The sequence below is a fragment of the Flavobacterium sp. P3_A6 genome, from assembly GCF_056403035.1.
The window spans coordinates 85,675-110,580 of the sequence record NZ_JBFUGG010000009.1 but is presented as its reverse complement, the minus strand read 5'-3'; the positions used below and the strand labels follow the sequence as shown (position 1 = coordinate 110,580).

The 24,906-nt window shown below is 34.6% G+C and carries 18 protein-coding genes; 4 read left to right on the top strand and 14 right to left on the bottom strand.

The window, feature by feature from the left end; genetic code table 11:
* The first annotated feature begins 212 nt into the window (after window positions 1–212).
* A complete protein-coding gene (secDF, locus tag AC1DVP_RS11150; RefSeq protein ID WP_477183547.1) occupies window positions 213–3,188 on the top strand; it encodes a protein translocase subunit SecDF in 2,976 nt (991 codons plus the stop codon).
* A gap of 273 nt (window positions 3,189–3,461) precedes the next feature.
* On the opposite strand, the gene AC1DVP_RS11145 is transcribed toward secDF, so the two are convergent.
* On the bottom strand, window positions 3,462–4,355 hold the full coding sequence (locus AC1DVP_RS11145) for a LysR family transcriptional regulator (RefSeq protein WP_477183546.1): 894 nt from the start codon (window positions 4,353–4,355) through the stop codon (window positions 3,462–3,464).
* A 101-nt stretch (window positions 4,356–4,456) separates the two neighbouring features.
* Between AC1DVP_RS11145 and AC1DVP_RS11140 the strand changes: the two genes are divergently transcribed.
* Window positions 4,457–5,050, top strand: a complete 594-nt coding sequence (locus AC1DVP_RS11140; protein ID WP_477183545.1) for an NAD(P)H-dependent oxidoreductase — start codon at window positions 4,457–4,459, stop codon at window positions 5,048–5,050.
* Between the two features lie 56 nt (window positions 5,051–5,106).
* Here the strand turns inward: AC1DVP_RS11140 and lgt are convergent, their stop codons facing one another.
* The 5 genes from lgt to AC1DVP_RS11115 form a co-directional block, all read right to left on the bottom strand.
* Window positions 5,107–6,036, bottom strand: a complete 930-nt coding sequence (lgt, locus tag AC1DVP_RS11135) for a prolipoprotein diacylglyceryl transferase (RefSeq protein ID WP_477183544.1) — start codon at window positions 6,034–6,036, stop codon at window positions 5,107–5,109.
* A 77-nt stretch (window positions 6,037–6,113) separates the two neighbouring features.
* Complete coding sequence (yidD, locus tag AC1DVP_RS11130) at window positions 6,114–6,362, bottom strand: membrane protein insertion efficiency factor YidD (RefSeq protein WP_477183543.1); 249 nt, start codon at window positions 6,360–6,362, stop codon at window positions 6,114–6,116.
* A 39-nt stretch (window positions 6,363–6,401) separates the two neighbouring features.
* On the bottom strand, window positions 6,402–7,880 hold the full coding sequence (gene cysS / locus AC1DVP_RS11125) for a cysteine--tRNA ligase (RefSeq protein ID WP_477183542.1): 1,479 nt from the start codon (window positions 7,878–7,880) through the stop codon (window positions 6,402–6,404).
* A 144-nt stretch (window positions 7,881–8,024) separates the two neighbouring features.
* Window positions 8,025–8,696: a GTP cyclohydrolase I FolE gene (folE, locus tag AC1DVP_RS11120; protein ID WP_477183541.1), complete on the bottom strand. Its 672-nt coding sequence runs from the start codon at window positions 8,694–8,696 to the stop codon at window positions 8,025–8,027.
* 206 nt (window positions 8,697–8,902) lie between these two features.
* Window positions 8,903–10,099, bottom strand: a complete 1,197-nt coding sequence (locus AC1DVP_RS11115) for a pyridoxal phosphate-dependent aminotransferase (protein ID WP_477183540.1) — start codon at window positions 10,097–10,099, stop codon at window positions 8,903–8,905.
* A gap of 127 nt (window positions 10,100–10,226) precedes the next feature.
* Here AC1DVP_RS11115 and AC1DVP_RS11110 point away from each other — a divergent pair, with 127 nt between their 5' ends.
* Complete coding sequence (locus AC1DVP_RS11110) at window positions 10,227–11,555, top strand: PDZ domain-containing protein (protein WP_477183539.1); 1,329 nt, start codon at window positions 10,227–10,229, stop codon at window positions 11,553–11,555.
* A gap of 51 nt (window positions 11,556–11,606) precedes the next feature.
* On the opposite strand, the gene AC1DVP_RS11105 is transcribed toward AC1DVP_RS11110, so the two are convergent.
* Window positions 11,607–11,996 (bottom strand): DUF1573 domain-containing protein, encoded by a 390-nt coding sequence (locus tag AC1DVP_RS11105; protein WP_477183538.1) that lies wholly within the window; start codon window positions 11,994–11,996, stop codon window positions 11,607–11,609.
* A 163-nt stretch (window positions 11,997–12,159) separates the two neighbouring features.
* Between AC1DVP_RS11105 and AC1DVP_RS11100 the strand changes: the two genes are divergently transcribed.
* Window positions 12,160–14,793: a valine--tRNA ligase gene (locus AC1DVP_RS11100; protein WP_477183537.1), complete on the top strand. Its 2,634-nt coding sequence runs from the start codon at window positions 12,160–12,162 to the stop codon at window positions 14,791–14,793.
* A gap of 69 nt (window positions 14,794–14,862) precedes the next feature.
* On the opposite strand, the gene AC1DVP_RS11095 is transcribed toward AC1DVP_RS11100, so the two are convergent.
* The 7 genes from AC1DVP_RS11095 to AC1DVP_RS11065 all read right to left on the bottom strand — a co-directional run bounded on the left by AC1DVP_RS11095 (window position 14,863) and on the right by AC1DVP_RS11065 (window position 24,878).
* Window positions 14,863–15,228: an HIT family protein gene (locus AC1DVP_RS11095; RefSeq protein ID WP_477183536.1), complete on the bottom strand. Its 366-nt coding sequence runs from the start codon at window positions 15,226–15,228 to the stop codon at window positions 14,863–14,865.
* Between the two features lie 244 nt (window positions 15,229–15,472).
* Complete coding sequence (locus tag AC1DVP_RS11090; protein WP_477183535.1) at window positions 15,473–16,324, bottom strand: NAD(P)-dependent oxidoreductase; 852 nt, start codon at window positions 16,322–16,324, stop codon at window positions 15,473–15,475.
* 449 nt (window positions 16,325–16,773) lie between these two features.
* Window positions 16,774–19,140: a TonB-dependent siderophore receptor gene (locus AC1DVP_RS11085; protein ID WP_477183534.1), complete on the bottom strand. Its 2,367-nt coding sequence runs from the start codon at window positions 19,138–19,140 to the stop codon at window positions 16,774–16,776.
* A 311-nt stretch (window positions 19,141–19,451) separates the two neighbouring features.
* Window positions 19,452–20,453 (bottom strand): FAD:protein FMN transferase, encoded by a 1,002-nt coding sequence (locus tag AC1DVP_RS11080; RefSeq protein ID WP_477183533.1) that lies wholly within the window; start codon window positions 20,451–20,453, stop codon window positions 19,452–19,454.
* A gap of 58 nt (window positions 20,454–20,511) precedes the next feature.
* Window positions 20,512–22,707, bottom strand: coding sequence for a PepSY domain-containing protein (locus AC1DVP_RS11075; protein ID WP_477183532.1), 2,196 nt, complete (start codon window positions 22,705–22,707; stop codon window positions 20,512–20,514).
* Between the two features lie 110 nt (window positions 22,708–22,817).
* Window positions 22,818–23,300, bottom strand: a complete 483-nt coding sequence (locus AC1DVP_RS11070) for a DUF2271 domain-containing protein (RefSeq protein WP_477183531.1) — start codon at window positions 23,298–23,300, stop codon at window positions 22,818–22,820.
* Window positions 23,301–23,354: 54 nt separating this feature from the next.
* Window positions 23,355–24,878 (bottom strand): ankyrin repeat domain-containing protein, encoded by a 1,524-nt coding sequence (locus AC1DVP_RS11065; protein ID WP_477183530.1) that lies wholly within the window; start codon window positions 24,876–24,878, stop codon window positions 23,355–23,357.
* Window positions 24,879–24,906: the final 28 nt, after the last annotated feature.

Below are 24,906 nucleotides of genomic sequence, written 5' to 3'. Positions count from 1 at the left end.
GGAAAAAAAGAAGACTGCAATTTTGCAGTCTTTTTTTTCATTTTAATTAATAAATAAATTGGTTAATCTTTCCGTTAATTATATATTTGCTCGGTTTAAAAAAAATGATGTAAATCGTGCATTTCTTTTTTGTTTTTCAAAATAGATGTAATGGCTTATTTTATAGGGTTTTAAAACAAAAATAATAAAAAAATAATTAATTTTTAGTAATAATGCAGAATAAAGGACTTATTAAATTTTTCGCAATTCTATTTGCATTGGTAAGTATTTACCAACTTTCTTTCACTTTTGTCTCTAGCAAAGTTAAAAGTGATGCAAAATCTTTTGCTGGCGGAAACCCGGAAAAAGAAGTAAAATATTTGGATTCAATTGGTAAAGAAAAAGTGTTTAGCTTAGGATTTACTGATTTTACATTCAATGAAGTAAAAGATAAACAAATCAATAAAGGTCTTGACTTAGAGGGAGGAATCAATGTGACTCTTCAAATTTCTGTTAAAGACATTTTGAAAGGATTATCAAATAATTCGAAAAATCCAGTTTTTAATAAATCTTTGGCGGATGCCACTGCAAATAAAAAAGGAAATCAAGCTTATATTGATGCATTTTTTGAAGCTTTTGAAGCTAATTCTAAAGGTTCAGTAAAATTAGCGTCACCAGATATTTTTGCAAACAGAAGTTTGCAGGGTGATGGCGGGGTTACTTTTCAAATGACTGATGCTCAGGTTAAAAAAGTAATCAAAAGAAAAGTTGATGAATCTGTAGAAAGTGCTTTTGGAGTACTGAGAAAACGTATTGATAAATTTGGTGTAACGCAGCCAAATATCCAAAAATTAGGAGAGTCTGGACAAATTCTTGTAGAACTTCCAGGTGCTAAAGATATTGATAGAATCAAAAAATTATTACAAAGTACAGCTCAATTGGAGTTTTGGGAAACTTATAAAATTGAAGAAATCGGTAATTTCATTATGTCTGCAAATGAGGCTTTGAAAAAAACTGAAGTTGCTAAAGTTGAAACTAAAGCTGTTGCAAAAGATTCATTAAGTGCTTTATTGACAGATGCAAAAGATTCTACTGCTGCTAAAAAAGGAAATAATCCTATTATAGATAAAATTGTTGCTCAAGGCGGAGGACCAGTTTTAGGTCTTTTCTCTCCAAAAGATACTGCTGTAATCAATTCTTATTTTAAAAGAGCTGACATCAGAGTTTTATTGGCTGGTGATCAGCGTTATGCAAAATTTGTATGGGGAATACCAACTACCATTAAAGATGCAAAAGAAAAAGATGTTGAAGTTGTTGAATTATACGCTTTAAAAGGTAACAGAGATAATGTTGCTTCAATGGGTGGCGGTGTTGTGACAGATGCTAGCGATACTTTTGATCAATTAGGGAAACCAGCTGTTTCTATGCAGATGAATAATGTTGGGGCTAAAGAATGGGAAGAATTGACAGGAAGAGCTTATACTCAAAAAAGTAATATTGCTATCGTTCTTGATGATATTGTATATTCTGCGCCAGGAGTTTCCAGCGGGCCAATTTCTGGGGGTAGATCTGAGATTTCAGGTTCTTTTGATGTTACGCAAACTAAAGATTTAGCTAACGTTTTAAGAGCAGGTAAATTACCAGCTGCCGCCGAAATTATTCAGTCAGAAGTTGTTGGACCGTCCTTAGGTCAGGAAGCTATTGATAATGGTACTAATTCTGCAGTAATTGGATTGCTTTTGGTATCTCTTTGGATGTTGATTTATTATGGTAAAGCAGGCTGGTATGCAAATATTGCTTTGGCAGTCAACTTATTATTTATGTTTGGTATTTTGGCAAGCTTAGGTGCTGTGCTTACATTGCCGGGTATTGCTGGTATCGTTTTAACAATGGGAACTGCTGTAGATGCGAACATCATTATATATGAAAGAGCAAAAGAAGAACTGCGTGCAGGTAAAACTTTGGATGAAGCAGTAAAAGCTTCTTACAGCTGGACAGGAGCTATGCGTTCTATCGTTGATGCAAACGTGACTCACATACTAACAGGAGCTGTATTATTCATTTTCGGATCTGGACCAATCAAAGGATTTGCTACTACTTTATTAATCGGTATTATTACTTCTTTGTTTACTTCTATTTTTATTGCCAGAATCTTTATTGATAAAAATATTGCAGGTAAAAATGATTTGAATTTTGTGACTAATTTTTCTAAAAATTTCTTCACTAATTTCCATTTTGATTTCTTAGGGATCAAAAAATGGACTTACCTTTTCTCAATTGTTGTAACTATTGTAAGTATTGCATCGATTGCAACTCATGGTTTTGATCAAGGTGTAGATTTTGTTGGAGGAAGGACTTTCCAAGTTCGTTTCGATAAATCAATGAAACCTGAAGAGGTTAAAGATGAATTAACTGCTGTATTTGGCAGTGCCGAGGTTAAAATATTTGGTGAAGACAATCAGTTAAAAATCACAACTAAGTATAAAATTCAGGAAACTGGAAGTGCAGCTGACGAAGATGTAAATAAAAAATTATTCGAAAGTTTGAAAAAGCATTATGCTTCAGGAATGACTTACGATAAATTTATAAATGCTTATGAGGGCAAAAGACTAGGTGTTGTCCAAGCATCAAAAGTTGGTCCAACAGTAGCTGAGGATATCAAAACAAATGCGTATTGGGCGGTACTTGGTGCAATGCTTATCGTAGGTTTGTATTTGGTAATCAGTTTTAGAAAATGGCAATATAGTTTAGGTGCTATTGCAGCAGTAGCGCATGACGTTATCTTTGTATTAGGAGTTTACTCATTGCTTTGGAAATACATGCCTTTCGGAATGGAGATTGATCAGCACTTTATTGCGGCTATCTTGACGGTTATTGGTTATTCTATGAATGATACTGTAATTGTATACGACAGAGTACGTGAGTTCCTGGATGGTAAAACAAAAGGTTCATTCTCAGAAATTGTAAACAAATCTATTAATTCTACAATGTCAAGAACAATCAATACTTCATTGACAATGATTTTTGTATTGTTAATCATGTTTATTTTTGGAGGAGAGTCTATTAGAGGATTTATCTTTGCAATGCTTATCGGTATTATTATTGGTACTTATTCTTCATTGTTTATCGCAACTCCAGTATTGGTTGATACGATTTCTAAAGATGAGAAGCGTGAAGTAGAAGTTAAACATCAGGAAGTGGAAGCCTAGAAATAGTAATTATATATTTAGAAAAAAGATTCAGCGTTAAGTTGAATCTTTTTTTTTGCTTTACCTTGACCTGATTAATTAATTTTGGAGCAGAAACATTAGGTGTTTTTGGCAATATCGTCCCGCTTTTCGTTTCAATCTTTTGTGCCGAACACCAGCACAAAAGGATTTTCACTTTAATCGGGGCTAAAGGGTATGATTTGGCTTTCTTGCCATCATCTAAAAAAAATGTAATAATTGAAACAAGATTTTTATGATTGAGAGTAATCTTAGCTACATTATTTTCATAAAAGTGTCTTTTATTAATTGTATTTCATCTGTGTAAATGGTTTTCTTTTTGTTAGCAAAATAAAGAGTGTTCTTTAGAGGTATTGTTCCTTGCCATAAAAGCTTTATTTTACCGCTTTCTAATTCTGTTTTGCATAAAAAATCCGGAATGACGGCTAAGCCGCTGCTGTTACTCAAACAGCGCACTATGGAGTTTAGATTTGGAACAATGTAATTTGGTCTGAAATCAGCGCGTTTATTGAAATTAAGCTGCCAAAAATGCCTTAGATGTTCCATGTCGCCTGTTGTTCCATACCATTTTTGTTCTTTTAGCCAAAATTCTATTGCTTCTAAGTCACCTTGTTTTTTTAAAATTTCAAAGGCATCGGATTCTGTTTCGTTGCCGCCAATTAGAACGATGGTTTCTGAAGAGAAGGCTTGGTATTCAATTGTGTTCTTAAGAATCATTTGCGGCGTAATGATTAAGTCTAATATTCCTTTGTCCAGATTTTCTATCATTTCTGGATATTCTCCAAATTGAATAATTACATTAAACGGGAAGGTTGACAAATAAGGCTCTAAAGTAATCTGGAAGGTCTCAAAACACATTCCAATGCTAATGGTTGGGGTGTTTTTTTCAGTGCTTCGCTGAAAATTTTTCTCTGCCTCTTCTAATTTAGACAATGCATCTGTTATAAAATTATAAAGGACCTTTCCTTTTTCGGTAGGAATCATTTTTCTGCTGGTCCTGTCAAATAATTTATAGCCAACATAACTTTCGAGCGAACTTAGATGCAAACTTACTCCCGGCTGCGAAATAAACAGTTCTTCAGCGGCGCCAGTTAAGGTTCCAGTTTTGTAAATGTATTTAAAAGTTCTATACCATTCTAGATTTACCATTCTTTCAGATATTATAATTATGATACAAAGGTATGAATTGTGCTATTTTAGTAATGGTATTAGAGGTTGTAAATTTGCCTTATCAAATTAAAATAAAAGAAATGAAAAAGATATTTATAATAAATGGAGGTCAAAAGTTCGGACATTCAGGTGGGAGATTCAATCAAACGATAGCCAATGCCACGGCAGAATTTTTTCTAAGCCATAAAGATTTTGAAGTAAAAAGTACAGATATAAACCATGAGTATGATCCTGCCCAAGAAGTGGAAAAATTTGTTTGGGCCGATGTAATTATTTATCATACGCCGATTTGGTGGTTCCAGTTACCGCACGCCTTCAAAAAATATATTGATGTGGTTTTCAGCGAAGGCTATAATAAAGGCATTTACAAAAGTGACGGGCGTTCGTCCAAAAATCCTGCCATAAATTATGGAACAGGAGGGATGCTGCACGGAAGAAAATATATGGTAACCACTTCGTGGAATGCACCGAAAGAAGCTTTTACATTGCCAGGTGAGTTTTTTGGTGAAACCAGTGTTGACGATGGGCCTTTATTTGGATTTCATAGAATGAATGCTTTTACGGGAATGAAGCCTTTGGAAAGCTTGCATTTTCATGATGTCGAAAAAAATGCTGATGTTATCAATGATTTGAAATTGTATGAAAATCATTTAGCAGAATTGTTTTTGAACTAAAAAAAATAGCCAACGGAATCAACCCGTTGGCTATTTTTTAATGCAATAAATTCAATTTACATTTCACTCGTCTTTTTCGCGGTAAATACAAAGTACAATCCCACAGCAATAAACGGAATACTCAGCCATTGTCCGGTTGATAATATGTTTCCTAAATCGCTTTCAAAGCCACCTTGGCTTTCTTTTACTGATTCGACTACGATACGTACCGTGAATAACAGCACCAAGAACAAACCAAATAAATAACCTGATTTTTTTCTCGCATCTGTTTTCCAATACAAGAAAAATAATGCTGCAAAAACAAAGATGTAACAAAAAGCTTCATACAATTGTGCAGGATGCTTGGCAGGAACTTGTTCCAGTAAATTAGCATATTGAGGATTAGTTGCAATAGCATTATAAGCATCTTTTGGCGTCGGAAGCTGCGTTGCATTGACTGCTTGTCGTGGGGTAAACTGATCTCTTACAAAACGAATTCCAAATGAAGAGGCGGTTTCTTTACCCACAATTTCCGAATTGAAGAAATTTCCCAATCTAACAAAAATAGCTCCACTGGCCACAGGAATGACAACTCTGTCTAATATCCATAAAACAGGTTTGTTAAGCACTTTTTTACTGAAAAAATACATTGCAACGATAATAGAAATAGCGGCTCCATGACTTGCTAGTCCTTGATATCCAGTGAATTGAAATTTAGGGCTGAGTCGGAAAGGCAGGATGATTTCGGGCAGGTTATTGCGGTAATATTCCCAATCGTAAAAGAAAACATGTCCCAAACGGGCTCCAATTAAAGTAGCCAGCACGGTCCAAACAAACAAAGAATCCAATTTGTCAATAGTAATATTTTCTCTGTCAAAAATATGTTTCATGATGTACCAGCCCAATCCAAAAGCGATTACAAACATCAAACTGTAAAAGCGAATAATGAAAAAACCTAAATCAATACCTTCAGAGGGATTCCAAACAATGTTTAAAGCGTGTGTCATTTATTTTTTTATTTTTTTGTGAAAATACTATTTTGAATTGAGTGATTGTGTTAACTAAAAGGTAAGAATTTTTCTTTTTAATGATTATGACTGCATTTTTTCTCTGGAACAGGATCATATCCTTTTCCGCCCCAAGGATGACAGCTCAAAATTCTTTTCATTCCTAAATAACCTCCATAAAACAATCCGTGAATTTGCAATGCCTGAATCATATAGCTCGAACAGGTAGGCTCAAATCTGCAGGTCGCCGGAGTAAAAGGGGAGATAGCTCCCTGATAAAACCGAACGAGTAGTATAAAAGGATAAATTATTATTTTTGAAAACATTTTAGATGTTGTTATCTGAATTCTAAATCTGAATTCTGCTTACTGAATACTAAACGTAGTCCCTTCTTTCCCGTCTTTTAATTGAATACCCAATGCTATTAACTGGTCGCGAATCTGATCCGATAGCGCAAAATCTTTATTATCTCTGGCTTGTTTGCGCATGCCGATAAGCATATTCACTACGCCTTCTAATTTGTCTGTATTGCCATTGATTTTTTCTTCTTCTAATCCCAAAACATCAAATACAAAAGCTTGCATAACTGTTGTGAATGATTTTAAATCGGCAATGCTTAATGTTTCTTTTTCCTCTTTCAATAAATTGATATAACGAACCCCTTCAAATAATTGTGCAATTAGAATAGGTGTGTTAAAATCGTCGTTCATGGCATCATAGCATATTTGTTTCCAGCTGGAAATAGCTATTGAACTTGTCGCGCTTGCCGAAATTCCTTTTAAAGACTCCATTGCTTCCATTAGTCTTTTATATCCTTTTTCAGCTGCAATAATGGCTTCGTCAGAGAAATCAAGAATGCTTCTGTAATGGGCCTGCAGCATGAAAAATCGTGCTACCGATGCCGAAAAAGCTTTGCTCAAAAAAGCATTGTCTCCCGTTAAAATCTCACCTGGTAAAATATTGTTTCCAGTAGATTTTGCCATTTTTTTGCCGTTCAGGGTAAGCATATTGGCATGCATCCAGTAATTCACCGGAGTGTGTCCGGTGCAGGCTTCGTTTTGAGCAATTTCACATTCATGATGCGGGAATTTCAAATCCATTCCGCCACCGTGAATATCAAAATGGTTGCCCAAATATTTAGTGCTCATTGCAGTACATTCCAAGTGCCAACCAGGAAAACCGTCGCTCCAAGGCGAAGGCCAGCGCATGATATGCTGTGGTTCGGCTTTTTTCCAAAGCGCAAAATCCTGAGGATTCCTTTTGTCCGATTGTCCGTCAAGATCACGGGTATTAGCCAGCATATCTTCAATATTGCGACCGCTTAATACTCCGTAATGATTGGTTTCGTTGAATTTAACAACATCAAAATAGACTGACCCATTGGCTTCGTAACCAATTCCTTTGTCAATAATGGTTTTTATAATTTCAATCTGCTCAATAATATGTCCCGTTGCCGTTGGTTCGATACTAGGAGGCAAAAAGTTAAAAGCATTCAAAATATCATGAAAATCTACTGTGTATCTTTGAACTACTTCCATAGGTTCCAGTTGCTCCAAACGTGCTTTTTTGGCAATTTTATCTTCACCCTCGTCCACATCATCCACAATATGACCAACATCGGTAATATTTCGAACATAGCGGACTTTATAGTCTAAATGCAATAAGTATCTAAAGATTACGTCAAATGACATAAAAGTTCTCACATTCCCAAGATGTACATTGCTGTAAACCGTTGGTCCGCATACATACATACCGACATTTCCTTCGTTAATTGGCGTAAATGTTTCTTTTTCTCCCGAAAGAGAATTGTATATTTTTAAGGTTTGTGTCTTGTATAATGACATTTTGGTATAATTAGAAAATGTGACAATTAGAAAATTGTGTGTTTTGTGAAAAATAATAACCATTAAGGAATCAAGGATTTTAAGTCTTAATTTTACTTAATTTCTTAATGGTTTAATGTTTTAAAATTGATGTTTTAAACCAAATTAAAATTTAGTATCTAATTTGATATAGTCCAAAAACTCTCTTTTTATTTGGGCATCTTTGAATTTTCCGCCAAATTCAGATGTTACAGTACTGCTTTCGATATCTTTGATTCCTCTAGAATTCACGCAAAGATGTTTGGCGTCAATAACGCAAGCGACATCTTCAGTGCCAAGAGCTTGCTGCAATTCTTGAACAATCTGCATTGTTAAGCGTTCCTGTACTTGAGGTCTTTTTGCGTAATGTTCTACAATACGGTTCATTTTTGAAAGACCAATAACTCTTCCGCTCGAAATATAAGCTACATGGGCTCTTCCGATGATTGGCAATAAGTGATGTTCGCAGGTAGAGTAGAGTGTAATGTTTTTTTCAACTAACATTTCTCCGTATTTGTAGTTGTTCTCAAAAGTGGAAGCTTTTGGTTTTTTGTCAGGATTTAATCCTCCAAAAATTTCTTTTACAAACATTTTTGCAACACGATTAGGAGTTCCTTTCATGCTGTCATCAGTCAAGTCCATTCCTAACGTTAGCAGGATGTTTTCAACATCTTTTTTTATTTTTTCAATCTTTTCTTCATCTGAAATGGCAAAAGCATCTTTTCTTATTGGATTTTTTGCATTGGTACTAATATGATTGTTTCCTATTTCGTCTTGAAATTCTTCGTTGTTTATCATTAAAAGGTACTGTTTTTATGAGTGTCTATTTTTAAGGGGTAAAGATAATTAATAAAAAGGAAACATTTTCTATCGTTTTGTCTTTTAATTATTGCAAAAATTGATGAAAAGATTGAGTAATTTGATATCAAAACAAAAAAAGCAATAACATAAATGCTATTGCCTTTTGATATCGATAAGGTATTTGGTGTGTTTTTTCTTTTTCTTTATTTTGAATTGTAAGCAGTTAGCGCTTCTTTCAAAATTCGAACAGCACTTATTAAATCTTCTTTTTTCAAAACATACGCAATACGAACCTGATTTAAACCAACCCCTGGAGTCGAATAAAATCCGGCAGCAGGCGCAATCATTACCGTTTCACCATTCAATTCATATTTTTCTAGAAGCCATTGAGCAAAATCATCGGCATTATCAATAGGTAATTGAGCGATACAATAAAAAGCGGCTTTTGGAGTTTTTACGATAACGCCTTCTATTTTATTTAATTCGCTGATTAAAATATCTCTTCGTTCTTTGTATTCAACTATTACTTCGTCAAAATAACTTTGAGGTGTGTCAATTGCGGCTTCGCAAGCGATTTGTTCGATTGTTGGAGGGCATAAGCGAGCTTGTGCAAATTTCATTGCAGCAGCAATAACTTCTCTGTTTTTAGTTACCATACAGCCAATACGTGCGCCACACATACTGTATCTTTTAGAAACCGAATCAATCATGATTACATTTTGTTCGATTCCTTGTAGGTTCATTACAGAAAAGTGATTGTCTCTCTCGTCATATATAAATTCACGATATACTTCGTCTGCGATTAAAAACAAATCATGCTTTTTAACCAATTCTCCAAGCTGTTTGATTTCAGATTCAGAATATAAATATCCTGTTGGATTGTTTGGGTTACAAATTAAGATCGCTTTTGACTTTGGTGTAATTGCTTTTTCAAATTCTTCAATTGTCGGCAGTGTAAATCCGCTTTCGATATTAGAAATGACGGGTACAACTTTTGCACTTGATTCTTCCGAGAAAGCACTATAATTGGCATAAAAAGGTTCAGGAATAATGACTTCATCTCCAGGATCCATGATGCTTCCAAGAGCAAACAAAAGTGCTTCAGAACCTCCAGTGGTTATCATTATATCTTCGTAACCTACTTTTACATCTTGTTTGGCGTAAAATTGGGCCAGTTTTTTTCGGTAACTTTCGTATCCTGCAGAAGGACCATATTCGATGATAGTTAAATCAATGTTTTTTATCGCTTTAATAGCAATTTCAGGGCTTTTTATATCGGGTTGTCCAATGTTTAAATGATAAACCTTACGCCCTTTTTTTTTAGCTATGTCTGCATAAGGAGCCAATTTTCGGATTGGCGATTCCGGCATTCTTCGACCTCTGATTGAAATTTCAGGCATGATTGTAAAATTTGAGGTGCAAATTTGCAATTTATTTTCGGAAATTGCTGTTAAAGATTGTGCCAATTTTATTGTTTTTTTGCAGATAATTATTGTATATTGGGTTATAATATAGAAATTTAACTAAATGAAAAAAAAATGTGTATTTTTTCTTTTATTAATAACAATAATGCCTGTTTTTGCTCAGGAGGGTTTTGTATTTGAAAAAGGTATAGAGAAAGTTACAGTGCCAATGGTTCTGATTAATAATTTAGTTTTTATTCCTATAAAGGTAAACGGAGTGGTGTTGAACTTTCTTTTGGATACAGGTGTAGAGGAAACTATTCTTTTTAGTTTGGAAGATAATCCAGATGTTAATTTTTTTAATTCCGAAAAAATAAGCCTGAAAGGCTTGGGAAGTGAGGATGCTATTGAAGGATTGAAAACAACCAATAATATTTTGGAATTAGATGGAGTTAAAGCCACCCGACAGCTTATTTATGTTATTCTTGATCAGAGTTTTAATCTTTCTTCGCAAATTGGAATACCCGTAAACGGAATTATTGGGTATAATTTTTTTAGAGAAAATTTGATCCGAATCGATTATGCCAGTAAAAGAGTAATTGTTTATAAGGATAATAAAACAAATAGGAAAAAAATAGAAAAAAAATTTGACAAAACAACAATTACAATTGATAGGTTTAAGCCATATTTGTTGGGAATAGCTGATATTGATAAAGTAAAAATACCTGTAAAAATGTTAATAGATACCGGGAATAGTGACTCAGTATGGCTGTTTCAAAATTTGTCGGATCAAGTTAAAGTGCCATCTAAAAATTTTGAAGATTTTCTAGGAAAAGGCTTTAGCGGTGACATTGAAGGAAAAAGAGCGAAAGTTACCAGTTTTTCATTTGGGGATTATACTTTCAAATCGCCAATTGTAGCTTTCCCTGATTCCAGTTCTATAAAAAGTGTCCGTATGGTTAAAAATAGGGCAGGATCAGTTGGAGGTGAAATTTTAAAGCGTTTTTCGGCCGTTTTCGATTATAAGAACGAATTGCTTTATTTGAAGAAGAATTCAGATTTTTATCAGCCTTTTAGTTATAATAAAAGCGGTATTGAAATAAAACACAACGGAATACAATGGGTAAAAGAAACGGTTAGGATGGAGACTGTGCCTTTGGGCGGTATTACTTTTAATAGTGAAGGAAAGAATGTTACTAATGATTTTAAATATAAATTTGAGCTCAAACCAATTTATGAAATCGCGAATATTCGAAAAAATTCACCTGCAGAAAAAAGCGGCCTGCAAGTTGGGGATATAATTATTACGATTAATAAAACACCAGTTTATCAATATTCATTGCAGAAAATAAATGAATTGTTTAAATCGGAAGACAATAAAGCATTTTATTTGGAAATTGAAAGAAATGGTAAAGCTTTTAAGTTTTCTTTCCAATTGGTTGATGATTTGTAACAAAAAAACGCTTTTTAAAAGCGTTTTTTTTGTTATTATATACTGTTTTAGTTAGTTTGTGAGCACTTCCCCTTTAATTTTGAGAGGAACCCGGCCACCATCATAATTAACAGCATTAGTTTCTAGTGTAATGGTTTTGCGTATTGGACCTGGAACCATATTGTATTTTATTTCAATTCGGTCTGATTTACCAGGAGCTATAGGCTGAGTAGGCTTATATAGTATTGTAAAACTGGCTGTAGATTGGATTCCTGTTATACTTAGTGGCGCATCACCGTTATTGGTAAATGTAAAGTTTCGAACTCCATTATCAGCAGATTTATTTACTTGACCGTAGTCAATCGTATTATTTGTTTGCTGTATTTCAATCTTAGGGCCACTTTGCGCAAAGCTAATGTAGCTTGAAAGCAGCAAAACGATAAAAGTTATTATATTTTTCATAATTCTTAGTTTTTAGTAGGTATAGTAAATGTACTATACTTTTAATTAACGGACAATTTTTTATTTCGCTTTTTATACTGTGCTTAATTATTTACTTTTGTCCCTAATATAAATATCAAAAATCAAACCAAAGTATAATTTTGGTTTTAACAGTTGCTTTTTTATGACAATTCCTGCACAATTTGACGCTAAAACTATTGAGAATAAATGGTATGCGTATTGGATGAAAAATAATTATTTTCATTCGAAACCAGATCACAGAACACCATACACTATTGTAATTCCTCCTCCAAATGTAACTGGAGTCTTGCATATGGGGCACATGTTGAATAATACCATTCAGGATGTTTTGATTCGTCGTGCACGTCTAAAAGGTTTTAATGCCTGCTGGGTTCCAGGAACGGATCACGCTTCTATTGCAACAGAAGCTAAAGTAGTTGCAAAATTAAAATCTGAAGGAATTAATAAATATGATTTGAGTCGTGAAGAGTTTTTGAAACACGCTTATGATTGGACGGATAAATACGGAGGAACTATCCTAGAACAATTGAAACAACTGGGTTGCTCTTGTGATTGGGACAGAACTAAATTTACGATGGATCCTGATATGTCGGCATCTGTAATTAAATCTTTTGTGGATTTATACAACAAAGGATTAATTTATCGTGGTTACCGAATGGTAAACTGGGATCCGGAAGCGAAAACAACTTTATCCGACGAAGAAGTTATTTATGAAGAACAACAAGGGAAATTATTTTTCTTAAAATATAAAATTGAAGGAAGTGAAGATTTCTTGACAGTAGCAACTACACGTCCTGAAACCATTTTTGGAGATACTGCTATTTGTATAAATCCTAACGATGAACGTTTTGCTCATTTGAAAGGAAAGAAAGCGATTGTGCCAATTTGTGGGCGTGTGATTCCAATAATTGAAGACGAATATGTGGATGTTGAGTTTGGAACTGGATGTTTGAAAGTGACTCCGGCTCACGATATGAATGACAAAACGTTAGGGGAGAAGCATAATTTGGAAATTGTAGATATTTTTAATGAAGATGCAACGTTAAATAGTTTTGGATTACATTATCAAGGGAAAGATCGTTTTGTTGTTCGTACCGAGATTGCAAAAGAATTAGAATCGAATGGTGATTTGGTTAAAACAGAAATTCACCTGAATAAAGTAGGAACTTCTGAAAGAACCAAAGCGGTAATCGAACCTCGTTTGTCTGACCAATGGTTCCTAAAAATGGAAGATTTGGTAAAACCGGCAATTCAATCTGTTTTGGTTGATGGTGATATTAAATTGCATCCAAAACGTTTTGACAACACTTATGCACATTGGTTAAACAATATCCGTGATTGGAATATTTCCCGTCAATTGTGGTGGGGACAACAAATTCCAGCCTATTATTATGGTGATGGTAAAGAAGATTTTGTGGTTGCAGAAAGTATTGATGAAGCTTTAATTTTGGCGAAAGCAAAAACCAACAATCAACAACTAACAACGAATAACCTTACTCAAGATGCCGATGCTCTCGATACTTGGTTTTCTTCCTGGCTATGGCCAATGTCCGTTTTTGGAGGAATTATGGATCCTGAAAACGAAGATTTTAAATATTATTATCCAACCAATGACTTGGTAACAGGTCCGGATATTTTGTTTTTCTGGGTGGCGAGAATGATTATTGCTGGATATGAATATACCGATAAAAAACCATTTACAAATGTGTATTTGACAGGTTTGGTTCGTGATAAACAAAGACGTAAAATGTCTAAATCTTTGGGGAATTCACCTGAACCATTAGAGTTAATTGAAAAGTTTGGTGCCGATGGAGTTCGTGTGGGATTGCTTTTGAGTGCTTCTGCAGGTAACGATATTATGTTTGACGAAGAATTGTGTAATCAAGGAAAAGGTTTTACAAATAAAATTTGGAATGCTTTCAAATTAATAAAAGGCTGGGAAGTTTCGGATGCTATTCCGCAACCAGAATCTTCTAAAGTGGCGATTGAATGGTATGAAGCCAAATTGCAGCAAACGCTTTTGGAAATCGAAGACAATTTCGAAAAATACAGAATCTCGGATGCTTTGATGGGAATCTACAAATTGGTTTGGGATGATTTCTGTTCGTGGTTCCTAGAAATGATTAAGCCGGCTTATCAAAAACCGATTGACAGCGTAACTTTTGCGAAAGCGATAGAAATGCTGGAAAACAACATGAAATTATTACATCCTTTTATGCCTTTCTTGACGGAGGAAATTTGGCAGTTGCTTTCAGAAAGAACAGCCGAAGAGGCTTTAATCGTTTCGACCTGGCCGGAAATAAAACCTTTCAATGCGAAATTAATCACCGATTTTGAAAACACAATCGAAGTGATTTCGGGAATCAGAACGATTCGTAAAGACAAGAATATTCCGTTTAAGGATACGATTGAATTGAAGGCAGTAAACAATGATAAAGCTTCAACTTATTTTGATTCGGTTGTGACCAAATTAGGAAACATTACTTCATTGGAATATGTTTCGGATAAAGTGGATGGAGCGTTATCTTTTCGTGTAAAATCGAATGAATATTTTATTCCGATTTCAGGTAATATTGATATGGAAGCCGAAATTGCTAAATTGACCGAAGAGTTAAATTACATTAAAGGCTTCTTGAAATCGGTACAGATTAAATTGTCAAATGAAAAGTTTGTAGCCAATGCAAAACCTGAAATTATCGAAAACGAACGTAAAAAAGAAGCCGACGCTCTTTCTAAAATAGAAACAATTGAGCAAAGTTTGGCTGGATTGCAATAGTAATTGACTTTTGTATAAATTAAAAATCCCAAAACGTAAAATGCGTTTTGGGATTTTTTTTATGGTGTCTTATAAGTTTGATTTTATCTTTTCGATTACATCAGTATATTCAGCATCTGATAAATAGGTTTTCTGCGGATTCATTTCGAATACAGTTCCAAAACCGTAACCTTCTTTGTATTTAGGAACGATATGAACGTGTAAATGTGAAAGTGTATCGCTGTAAGCACCATAATTAATTTTGGTTGGATTGAAAGTGGCAGCAATTGCTTTGGCTACTTTTGTCACATCACGAAAGTAGGCATTGCGCTGTTCCTCGTTCAATTCATAAAGCTCAACGGCGTGGTCTTTATAGACTACATTGCAGCGGCCTGAGTAGGATTGCTCTTTGAAAAGGAATAATTGTGACACTTCTAAGTCACAAATTTTAATCATTAATTGATTCAAGGTGTCATTATTTTGACAGTATAAACATTCTGAAATGGGGCTGGACATATTATTTTTTAAAGAAATTTTTAATTAAAACCAAAACTAGTAAAAATATGTCCTTGTTTTAGCTAAATAATTTAAAATTTATTTGATGGATTATTGTCTTGAAATGGGTATTTCGAAAATGAAAAGAAGTCATTTGAGAACTGAATAGCAGTCCAAACAGCTTGAAAATATTTATCAAATTGGATTAAAGATTTTTGATAATGGCCATTACATCTTCATCTCCCAAGCCATTGTCTTTTGCCTGCTCAAAACTTTTGAAGAGCGGTTGAAATAAAGGCGAGTCTAATCCCTCATTTTTGGCGAGATTTAGGTCTTTGCATAAAAGGCTCAAAGGAAAAGCAACGGGATATTGATTAGCTAAAAGAGATGGTGTTTTTATGTTGGTTATTCCATTTCCACAGGCTCCGTCGTTGATAATGGTTAGCATGTTTTTACGGCTTATTCCGTTTTTTTCAGCAAATAAAACCGTTTCTGCCAATCCCTGAATATTTAATGCAAGAAAGTAATTGATGGCTAATTTCGCTGAACTTCCAACGCCAACTCCACCTAAAAGAAGAGAAGATTTACCCAATACATCAAATAAGGGTTTTGCTCTTTCATAATTTTCTGCGCTGCCTCCTACAAGAATAATAAGAGTTCCATCCTGAGCTGGTTTTACGCTGCCTGATACAGGAGAATCTAAAAATTCGATTTGATGTTTGCTTGATATTTCGGCTAAGTATCGGGAAGTATCGGGTGAAATTGTACTCATGTTGATGATGAGTTTGCCAGTTTCGGGTTTAGACAATAAACCAGTTTCGTTCTGGAAAACATCTTTTACGGCATCGTCATTTGTAAGCATGGTAAAAACGACGTCGCATTTTTTAATTAATTCTTGCGGATTTAAAGCCGATGTTGCGCCAAGATTGATTAATTCCTGTTCTTTTTCTTTTGTTCTATTATAAACAGTCACTTCATAATTGGCTTTGAGAAGATTTTTTACCATTGGGTTGCCCATGTTTCCAAGACCAATCCATCCTATTTTCTGTTTATTCATGATTTTAGTTTTTAAAAATTAGGGGTCCAATTTATGATAGAATTGCACAAGTAAATTTACGAAAAAATGAGATAGAGAATGGGCTTGGGGAAATTCAAAATTTTGAATAAAAATAAAAAAGCAAAATATCTGCTTTGATCCTCGATATAAGCAAAAATTATTGAGAGCCGGGGTTCGGCTCTCAAGATTACTTCACTTTACTTTTATTTTCCTAGGCGTTCAGTGAACTTCGTTTGACGCGGATAGCGGAACCTATGCCGATAAAAAAGCCAAATCTTTCTGCTCCCAAAAATTTACAATCAAATTCAGATGGTTTGAACTGTGGCTAGCTATCTAATGTTTTACAAAACAAAAAACCTCGCCTATTTCTAGACGAGGTTTGTAAGTTTAATGCATGTGAAATTGCAAAAAAAAATAAAAAAAAAATAACTAAACTTGAGATTTTAGAATTATAGCTTGTATTTTAAGCTTACCATTACTTGACGCGGAGTAATTGGGTTCACACTGTAATTTTCGTGTACCGTATAATTTAATTCATTTGTAATGTTTGATAATTTACATAAGATAGAAACTTTTGTCCAGTCATATCCAATAGAAGCATCAATAGTAGTATATCCTTCTAATGGAATATCACGGTCTCTGATAGTTACAGTGTAAGCTGGGTTTGGTTTTGGGTTTGCAGGTGTAGGTGTAACAGCTGTCCATAGATAGTCATCATTCCAGCCTCCTGTACGATCTCCAATATAGTTTCCGATTGCTCCAAAAGAAAGTCCTTTCAATGCACCGCTAGGTAATTTGTAGAAAAAGCTTAAATTAGCAGTATTCTTGGGTGTTCTCGCTAGAACATCTCCCACAACAAGGCTGCCATTTGTGCCTGAAGATTTTGAAACTTTGGTTTCGTTAAAACTATACCCTGCAATAATGTCTAAACCTGCGAGTGGTCTAGCTGTAATATCTACTTCAATTCCTTTTCCTTTTGTTGCTCCTACTAATTCTTTGAAATTGGTGTTTGCGTTTTCAGTAACTCCATCAGCCAAGTACTGAGCAGTTTGTGCTAAATTATTGTTAGATATTTGATATACAGTTATATTAGTACTTAAGATTCCTCTCCAGAAATCTGTTTTAATACCTGCTTCGTATTGGTCTATGATAGATGGGTCTAATGTTTCCCCGTTAACAGTTGTTCCTGTATTTGGAGTAAATGAGTTCGAATAACTGGCAAATAAAGATAAATCTTTGTTCGGTTGAATTACCAACCCTGCTTTTGGAGAAAAAGCTGTATTAAAGCTTTTAACTCCTGTTACGGGTTCAGCATTTTCATAAGTAGTTTTAAGAACGTTTTTATTTGTGATTTTGTCTTTTTCTATTACCTCTTTGGTTGTTGTAGCATCGCTTTCTTGCCAAGACCAACGTAGTCCTGCTAAAACTTTGACATATTTGTTAATTGAAAGCAAATCTTGAGCAAATACTCCAAAACGCTGTGTATCTGTTGTAATTAGTTGCGTTATTCTACTGCTAAATGGTACATCACGACTTTGTGTATTGTAATCATAGTTGAATAAATTAATTGCTTTTGTCTCTGTTGTTATAAGATCTGCATGGTTTTTAGTAGCATCATAAAAGCCAAAAGTATAACTAGGTGCAGAAGAATCTTCATAATCAACTCCTGTGAATATTTGGTGTTTGATTCTTCCTGTATTGAAAGTTCCTTGTAAACTCAATTGGTCACCAAATATTTTTTCGGCAGCGTCAGCTTGTGTCAAACCACGTTTCCAGTCGCCATTAGCAGCTACTGTATTTAGTTGTGCAGTGGATTTTTGAGTTCTGTGGTAGGATTGATAAGAGCTATTGAAAACTAATTTCCAGTTGTCGTTAAAATCGTGATTAACTAATACCGAAGCACTGGATGATTTGGTGTTTCCAGTTGACCATAATGCTCCAAAATAAAGGTTGCGTGGAATATCCAAAATAGTTTTAGTTTCATTGACAATTCCAGTTCCAAAATCAGGAATCCAGTCTGCACTTAAATAATCTCCTTGTGCTGTAATTTGAGTTTTATCTGAAATTTTAAACAAGAAAGAAGGGTTAAGATAAATACGGTCGTTTTTTAMAAAATMTCTAAAACTTTCTGAATTTTMGTATGAAGCATTGAATCTATAAKCAATCGATTTGTTTATTGGTCCATAAAAGTCAATAGACGGTTTATAAAAAGCATAGCTTCCCATTTGCATGGTTAATTGACCTCCTTCGGTAAATTTAGGTGTTTTGGTAACCAAGTTCAATATTCCTCCAGGTGTAACATTTCCAAATAGCAATGCAGAACCTCCTTTAAGGAATTCTACTCTTTCTAAAGAAGCAACATCAGGAATAGATCCTGCGTTGTAACGGAAACCGTTTTTGAACATATTGTTTGCATCCATTGAGTATCCTCTGGACCATAAGGATTCCTGAGCGCCACCACGTGCTGAACCAACATAAACTCCATTAGCATTCTTGATAACGTCACTCAAACGGATTGCTTGTTGCTGTTCGATAACTTCTGCTTCAATGACTTGTACGCTTTGTGGTACATCCATTGGTTTTAATCCTGAACGTAAAGCTGTTACTGGCTTTTGTTGTTTATTTCCGGTTATTATAACTTCCCGTAAAACTTCTCCTTTTCTTTTTTTTACAGTATCATTAGCTGATTTTATAGTATCTGAAGAAAAATAGTAAATATCCTTATCGTGTGGATCGTTTGTGCTGCTTGCTATATCTTGTGCCTGAATTGAAAAACAAAATGGTAAGAAAACTAAGGGGAGTAAAATATATTTCATGTTGTTTATTTGGAATAATTAAAAATAACAATGCAAATATAAAACCTCATTTTCGATACCACAACTTATTTAGACTAAATATTAATAATATTTTTGTAAATATTTAACCTATTGTATTTTAGTATTTTATATAGGTTTGTTTGTGTGTAAAATGCAATTGTTTAGAAGTATTTTTGAAAAAAAGATCCTTTTTTTGCTGTAGAATGTGTGATAACATCCTTGAGAATAGCTTTAAATGTCTTTTTTATCAATTCGTTTTGTTTTAAAAATTATGACTGCGATTAAAAAAAAGACTTGATTTTTGTAAAAAATTAAAGCCGTGTCTTGATTTTTTTGATTCTAAAGTTCTTTGATTTTATAACTTTTCCATTGTCGGTAATTATAAGGCAACTATAATCGGGGTATTTGCTGAGTAATTTCATGCCTGATGTTTTCCCCAAAATCATTAAAGAAGTGCTCAATCCATTGGCAGTTTCTGCATTTGGGCCAAAAACGGTAACACTGCACAAACCAGAAACTGGATAACCCGTTGCAGGATTGATGATATGAGAATAGCGTTTGCCATCAAAAACCACAAATTTTTCATAGCTTCCAGATGTGGTGACTGCACCATTATTTATTGGGACAACCGCAATCAGCTTGTCGGTGTCAAAGGGATTTGTAATACCAATATTCCAATCTTTTCCGTTTGGCTGTTTACCCCAAGTACTCATATCTCCGGAGCCGTTTATAATTCCGGCTTCGATTCCTTTGGCTTTCATCATCTCACGGCATTTATCAGTGGCATAGCCTTCTCCCAAAGCGCCAAAACCAATTTTCATGCCTTTTAGTTTTAAGAAAATGGTCGAATTTACACTGTCTAAAATGATATTTTTATAGCCTACCTTTTCCACCGATTTTTTTATGGCTTCCGCCGAAGGCATTTCGGTCATGGAACCGTCGAACTTCCAGATTCTGTCCATTGCTGCGAAGCTGATATCAAAACCGCCATTGGTTATTTCTGAAAAATGAAGTGCTCTTTGAGTTAATTCAAAAACTTCTTTGTCTACTTTCACCGGTCGGATTCCTGCATTTTGGTTTACTTCGGATATTTGTGTGGTTGGTTTCCAATCGGATATTAAATATTCGATTCGGGTGATTTCGGCAATAACAGCATCAATGTTTTGTTCAGCCGAAAGCGAATCTTTTGCAACAATGCTAATGTCAAAACGACCGCCCATAAGTAAGGTGGTTCTTTTGCGCAAGACTTGGCTGTTGCCTGTGAAGGAGCATACAATTAAAAAAACAAATAAGAATTGGTGTTTTGCTATCATATTAGAATTTAAAAGCATCAGTTTGTCAAAATAACATATATCATGTGAATATTTATGACTAATAACAATCCGTTAATATTTGCCCTTTGGCTTTATAATCCGAAATATTTAAAGCTGTTTGACTAAGAATTTCGTCAAGAGCAAACTCTACGTCTTTTTGCATAGCAAGAGAACCACAAATCATTACAACTCCTCCGTGTGTTAGTAAATCTATAAAGAAATCAGTATCTCGTTTGATGAGATTCATGACATAATCATGATTCATTTCGCGGGATAAAGCCAAATGAAAACTTTGGAGCTGTTGTTTTTCCATCATTTCATTGGCAAATTTTTTATAGCCCGAAACGGTTTCAGTTTCGGTTCTAAAGCCAGAATACAAATGGATTTCAGTTTTTTTCTTGTTTTGTTCTATCATTCCAAGGAACGGAGCGATGCCGGTTCCATTGGAAATGAGCGCTACTTTAGAGGCCTTTTTAGGAAAATGAAAAAGAGTATTGTTAATAATTCGTGCTTTTATAGTTGAACCAACTTCAAGATTATTTAAAAAGCCAGAACCCAATCCAGAAGGATGTAATTTTACAACTAATTGGATGTTACCATTGTGATTTCCGATAGAGTAGAGGCGTTCTCGTGTATCGTTTGTTGGATAAATAGCCAATAAATCTCCTGATTTAAATTTGGCTCTCATATTCGCACAAAGCGTGAGTATAAAAGTATGCTCGGCATCAGAAACTGCAGTTTTATCTAATACCATCAGTTTTTGCAATCCTTTTGGAACGTGATTGTATAATGATGGAGTGGTGGAAAGAGGAATTCCAGTTTTGGCACTCCATAATTTTATCCAATTTACAAATTCTTCAGCCGATTTGTCGTTTATGGTCTGTAATTCTAAAATGCGTTCAGCCCATTTTTGTTTTGCTAATAAAGTATCAATGTCATGTGCAAAGCCACAAAAATCTGGATAGGCTGTCGATCCAAAGCCTACTACCGAAACATTGATTTTTTGCTGTTGTTCGATTGTGTTTACAAGCGATATAAATTTAGTCGCATTAGATGGAGGATCACCCAATCCGTGGGTTGAGCTAAAAATAATAAGATGCTCTGCTTTTGGATAGGCCGAAAAATTATTCAGTTCAGTAAGGAAAACTTTTTCGCCGTGGGCGTGTAATTGTTTATGAATAGCATTGGCAAATCGAAGCGAACTGCCATTTTCGGAACCTACTAACAAAATGAATTTGCTTTCTTTGGCTGTGTGCTTGTTTTTAATGCGGCTCGCTCTTCGTTTTAATGTCATTGCAAAACCCGAGTAAATAAAAAACAGAATATTCAAACTCGCAATTCCTAAAATGAAAGCCCATAACATACTCGCACGTCCTGTGTGCAAATCAAGACTCAGCTCTGATAAGAGTGTTGTCATTGGAAAGCGTTTTTCACTTTCGACAGCACCAGTAACTTGATTGACTTCGATTTCTCTATCTTTTAGGGTAATGATATAATATTCTTCGGGGTCATCCGAAAATGGAAATTCAATTTTTTGAACATCTGCCAAAAGCGTGCTTTTAAATACTGAAATATCAACCGCTTTTTTTGAAACAGGAACAGTTGTTGTAATTTCGTTATTTTCTTTTGAATCTGTTTTTGGTATGAAAAAATTAAACTTTTCTGCCGTCAAATATGTTCCTGATACAGCAATAATCAGAATCGGAATTAAGGCAAATCTACCCAAAACTACGTGGTAATATTGGGCAAAATATTCCTTAATTACTTTAGAAAAGAAATTACGCAGTCCTCTTTGCCTCTTTAGCACAAGGACAAAACCAGAGATGGAGATTAAAACCAATATAAAGGAAATAAGTCCCACAAAGAAACGGCCCGTTTCATGAAGAAATAAAGAACGATGAAGCGCAGTAATCCACTGGATAAATTCGCTTTTTTTGATTGGAGCGCCTAGTGTTTTTCCTGTTCTGGGATCAATATAAGCATTGACATCATTGTCTTTTTGGTCGATTCCTTCCAGTGTCACAAACTGATTGTGGTCAACTGTAATTTCAGTTATTTCAGGATAGGTTTTGCGCAGTACAGGCAAGGTTTCGCTCAGGGTTATTGTATCAAAATCTGCAGCTCTGTACGATACTGTTTTTTCTTGAATAGCATCGACTGCCAGTATAGTGCCTGTTATTGATGCCAATAGTAAGAATGCAGCAGAAAACACAGCTAGTGCCAAGTGCGAATAACGCCAAAAAGAAAGAGTCATTGATGTAATTTATTTTGGTAATTATTTATATTTTAAAAAATCTGCAAAATCAGCGTGCTGTTATTTTTACGCAGATTTTGCAGATTTTAGCAGATATAAAAGTTTAAAATTTAAAGTTTATTCAATCTTACGTATCGAATGTATCCTTTACCTTCCGTTTTATCGGCAATGCCTTCTGTTGTCAAAGGAACTTCAAGATCGGTTACATAATATTTCTGATCTTCAACCGCAGTTTCAAAACGCAATTTGTATCCTTTGTTAATTTTAGAATCTTCAATTTCTAAAGTAGTCATGCTGCGATCACCTCCAGTAACCGAAGCTCCAGTTTTGGCACTGATATCTGTAGGTTTTTGGGAATAAAATTTATGCCACTCTTTAAGGGTTTTGTACCATTTTTTATCATCTCCCATCACATAAAGCGTTTTGTCGTAATCTCCTTTTGGATTAATGAGCGATACCACAACATAAGCACCTTCTCCAGCATAGTTGGACATTTGGAGCATGCACTTGTATTTGCTGGTTTGTGCAGCTGAGTGAAAAGATAATAAGCAGATTAAAGCAGCTGTTAAAGCTATTTTTAGTATTGATTTCATATCGAATTATGAATTGTTAATTATTTATTATGAGTTGTGATTGGCTTTTAAGTGTTATTTCAAAAACGCTAAATCAGTTTTACTTTTGGTCAATGACTCATTTTCTTTAGCCAAGTCAAAAACACTTTCCTTAAAATCGGTTGTGATTTCTTTTTTGGCACCAATAGAAATCAGGTATTTCATAATACTGTCGTCTTTAGCAATCATTGCCGCTCTGTGCAAAGCTGTCAATCCGTCTTTATTTTTGGCATTAATGTCAATGTTTAAATCAGCTAATTTTTTTAATAAAACTAAATCATTTTTGGCTACTGCCAAATGGTAAAGCGTGTTACCGTCTTTTTGGGCAGTTGCCAAGTTTAACCCTTTGTCTTGAAGCAATTTTATTTTTGCAGCAAAGGGATCCTGTTTTTGCGTATTTGCACTTTCTGGACGGCCACCCATTCCTATTCCCATTTGCGGTCTGTAGGATTGAATTAAGTAAAAACCTAAGTTGTTGTCTGCTCTATCTAAGACTTTTACATCGGCACCTTTGTCCAAAAGCATGCTAACGGCTTCGGGAGTTCCTGATTTTACAGCTATTGTTAATGCTGATTCCCCATTTCCGTTTTGAATATTTATGTTTTTTACAATTACCAATATTTGTTCCAATGCAGCAGTTGTTTCTCTAGACGCTGCAGCTACCATTAAAGGAGTGTTTCCTTCGTTATCGGCTTTGGTAATATTTACTCCCTTGGCCAAAAAGTAGTTGATGATTTCAGTTTGTTTTGGTTTATTGACTAGAAAATGAAATACAGTTTCTCCAAATTTACTTGTAGTTGTAGGTTTGATTTTTAAATCCTCTACTAAGTATTTGTATGTTTCAATTGTATTTGTTTCTCTGCGGGAACCTTGTGCGGCAAAAATAAGTGCATTGTCAGTATATTTTACCCCTTTTTCCAATAGTGTTTTTAAGAAAGGGATATTACCTGTTTTGGCTACATAATTGAAAGCAGTATTACCGTTGCTGTCCACATCTTTAAGCGACATTCCTTTGGTGGCAAAATAAGTCGAAAGGGCGAGGTCTTTATCATAAGGGATTGCTATAAGCAATAGGTTTGCACCGTCTTGATATTTTTTCATTGGTTCGACACCAGCTTTAAAAAAAGCTTCATAAACAGCCGTATTGGTTACGCCGCTGCTAGCCGCTGCTGTAATAGGAAATGCACTGTGGCTGTCTTCTAAATTAACATCTGATTTTTTAGCGATAAGATATTCTATGATTTCCAGATTTCCTTTGCTTGCCGCCCAATGCAGATAAATTCTATTATCGTGAGTCGTTTTGGTAACTTCATTTCCGGGCTGTTCCAATAAGAATTTTATGGTAGCAGCTGGAGCATCATTGTTAATGGCTAAAACCACAGGGTCGAATGATCTTGAGTTTAATTCCGAAGGATTGTTGCCTTTTGCAATTTCAGCTTGAACAGTTGCTGCATCTGGGAATGTTTTCCAAAAAGACTGTTCTAAAAGCGTATTTTTTTGTTGAGCATTAACAAATAATGTGGTAAATAAGACTAACGAAATAAAAAAGATATTTTTCATAAGATTATAAAGATATATTAATTTACGG

Coding starts and splice junctions, on each gene's coding strand:
- secDF (WP_477183547.1), top strand. CDS start 213: ATGCAGAATAAAGGACTTATTAAATTTTTCGCAATTCTATTTGCATTG.
- AC1DVP_RS11145 (WP_477183546.1), bottom strand. CDS start 4,355: ATGGTAAATCTAGAATGGTATAGAACTTTTAAATACATTTACAAAACT.
- AC1DVP_RS11140 (WP_477183545.1), top strand. CDS start 4,457: ATGAAAAAGATATTTATAATAAATGGAGGTCAAAAGTTCGGACATTCA.
- lgt (WP_477183544.1), bottom strand. CDS start 6,036: ATGACACACGCTTTAAACATTGTTTGGAATCCCTCTGAAGGTATTGAT.
- yidD (WP_477183543.1), bottom strand. CDS start 6,362: ATGTTTTCAAAAATAATAATTTATCCTTTTATACTACTCGTTCGGTTT.
- cysS (WP_477183542.1), bottom strand. CDS start 7,880: ATGTCATTATACAAGACACAAACCTTAAAAATATACAATTCTCTTTCG.
- folE (WP_477183541.1), bottom strand. CDS start 8,696: ATGATAAACAACGAAGAATTTCAAGACGAAATAGGAAACAATCATATT.
- AC1DVP_RS11115 (WP_477183540.1), bottom strand. CDS start 10,099: ATGCCTGAAATTTCAATCAGAGGTCGAAGAATGCCGGAATCGCCAATC.
- AC1DVP_RS11110 (WP_477183539.1), top strand. CDS start 10,227: ATGAAAAAAAAATGTGTATTTTTTCTTTTATTAATAACAATAATGCCT.
- AC1DVP_RS11105 (WP_477183538.1), bottom strand. CDS start 11,996: ATGAAAAATATAATAACTTTTATCGTTTTGCTGCTTTCAAGCTACATT.
- AC1DVP_RS11100 (WP_477183537.1), top strand. CDS start 12,160: ATGACAATTCCTGCACAATTTGACGCTAAAACTATTGAGAATAAATGG.
- AC1DVP_RS11095 (WP_477183536.1), bottom strand. CDS start 15,228: ATGATTAAAATTTGTGACTTAGAAGTGTCACAATTATTCCTTTTCAAA.
- AC1DVP_RS11090 (WP_477183535.1), bottom strand. CDS start 16,324: ATGAATAAACAGAAAATAGGATGGATTGGTCTTGGAAACATGGGCAAC.
- AC1DVP_RS11080 (WP_477183533.1), bottom strand. CDS start 20,453: ATGATAGCAAAACACCAATTCTTATTTGTTTTTTTAATTGTATGCTCC.
- AC1DVP_RS11075 (WP_477183532.1), bottom strand. CDS start 22,707: ATGACTCTTTCTTTTTGGCGTTATTCGCACTTGGCACTAGCTGTGTTT.
- AC1DVP_RS11070 (WP_477183531.1), bottom strand. CDS start 23,300: ATGAAATCAATACTAAAAATAGCTTTAACAGCTGCTTTAATCTGCTTA.
- AC1DVP_RS11065 (WP_477183530.1), bottom strand. CDS start 24,878: ATGAAAAATATCTTTTTTATTTCGTTAGTCTTATTTACCACATTATTT.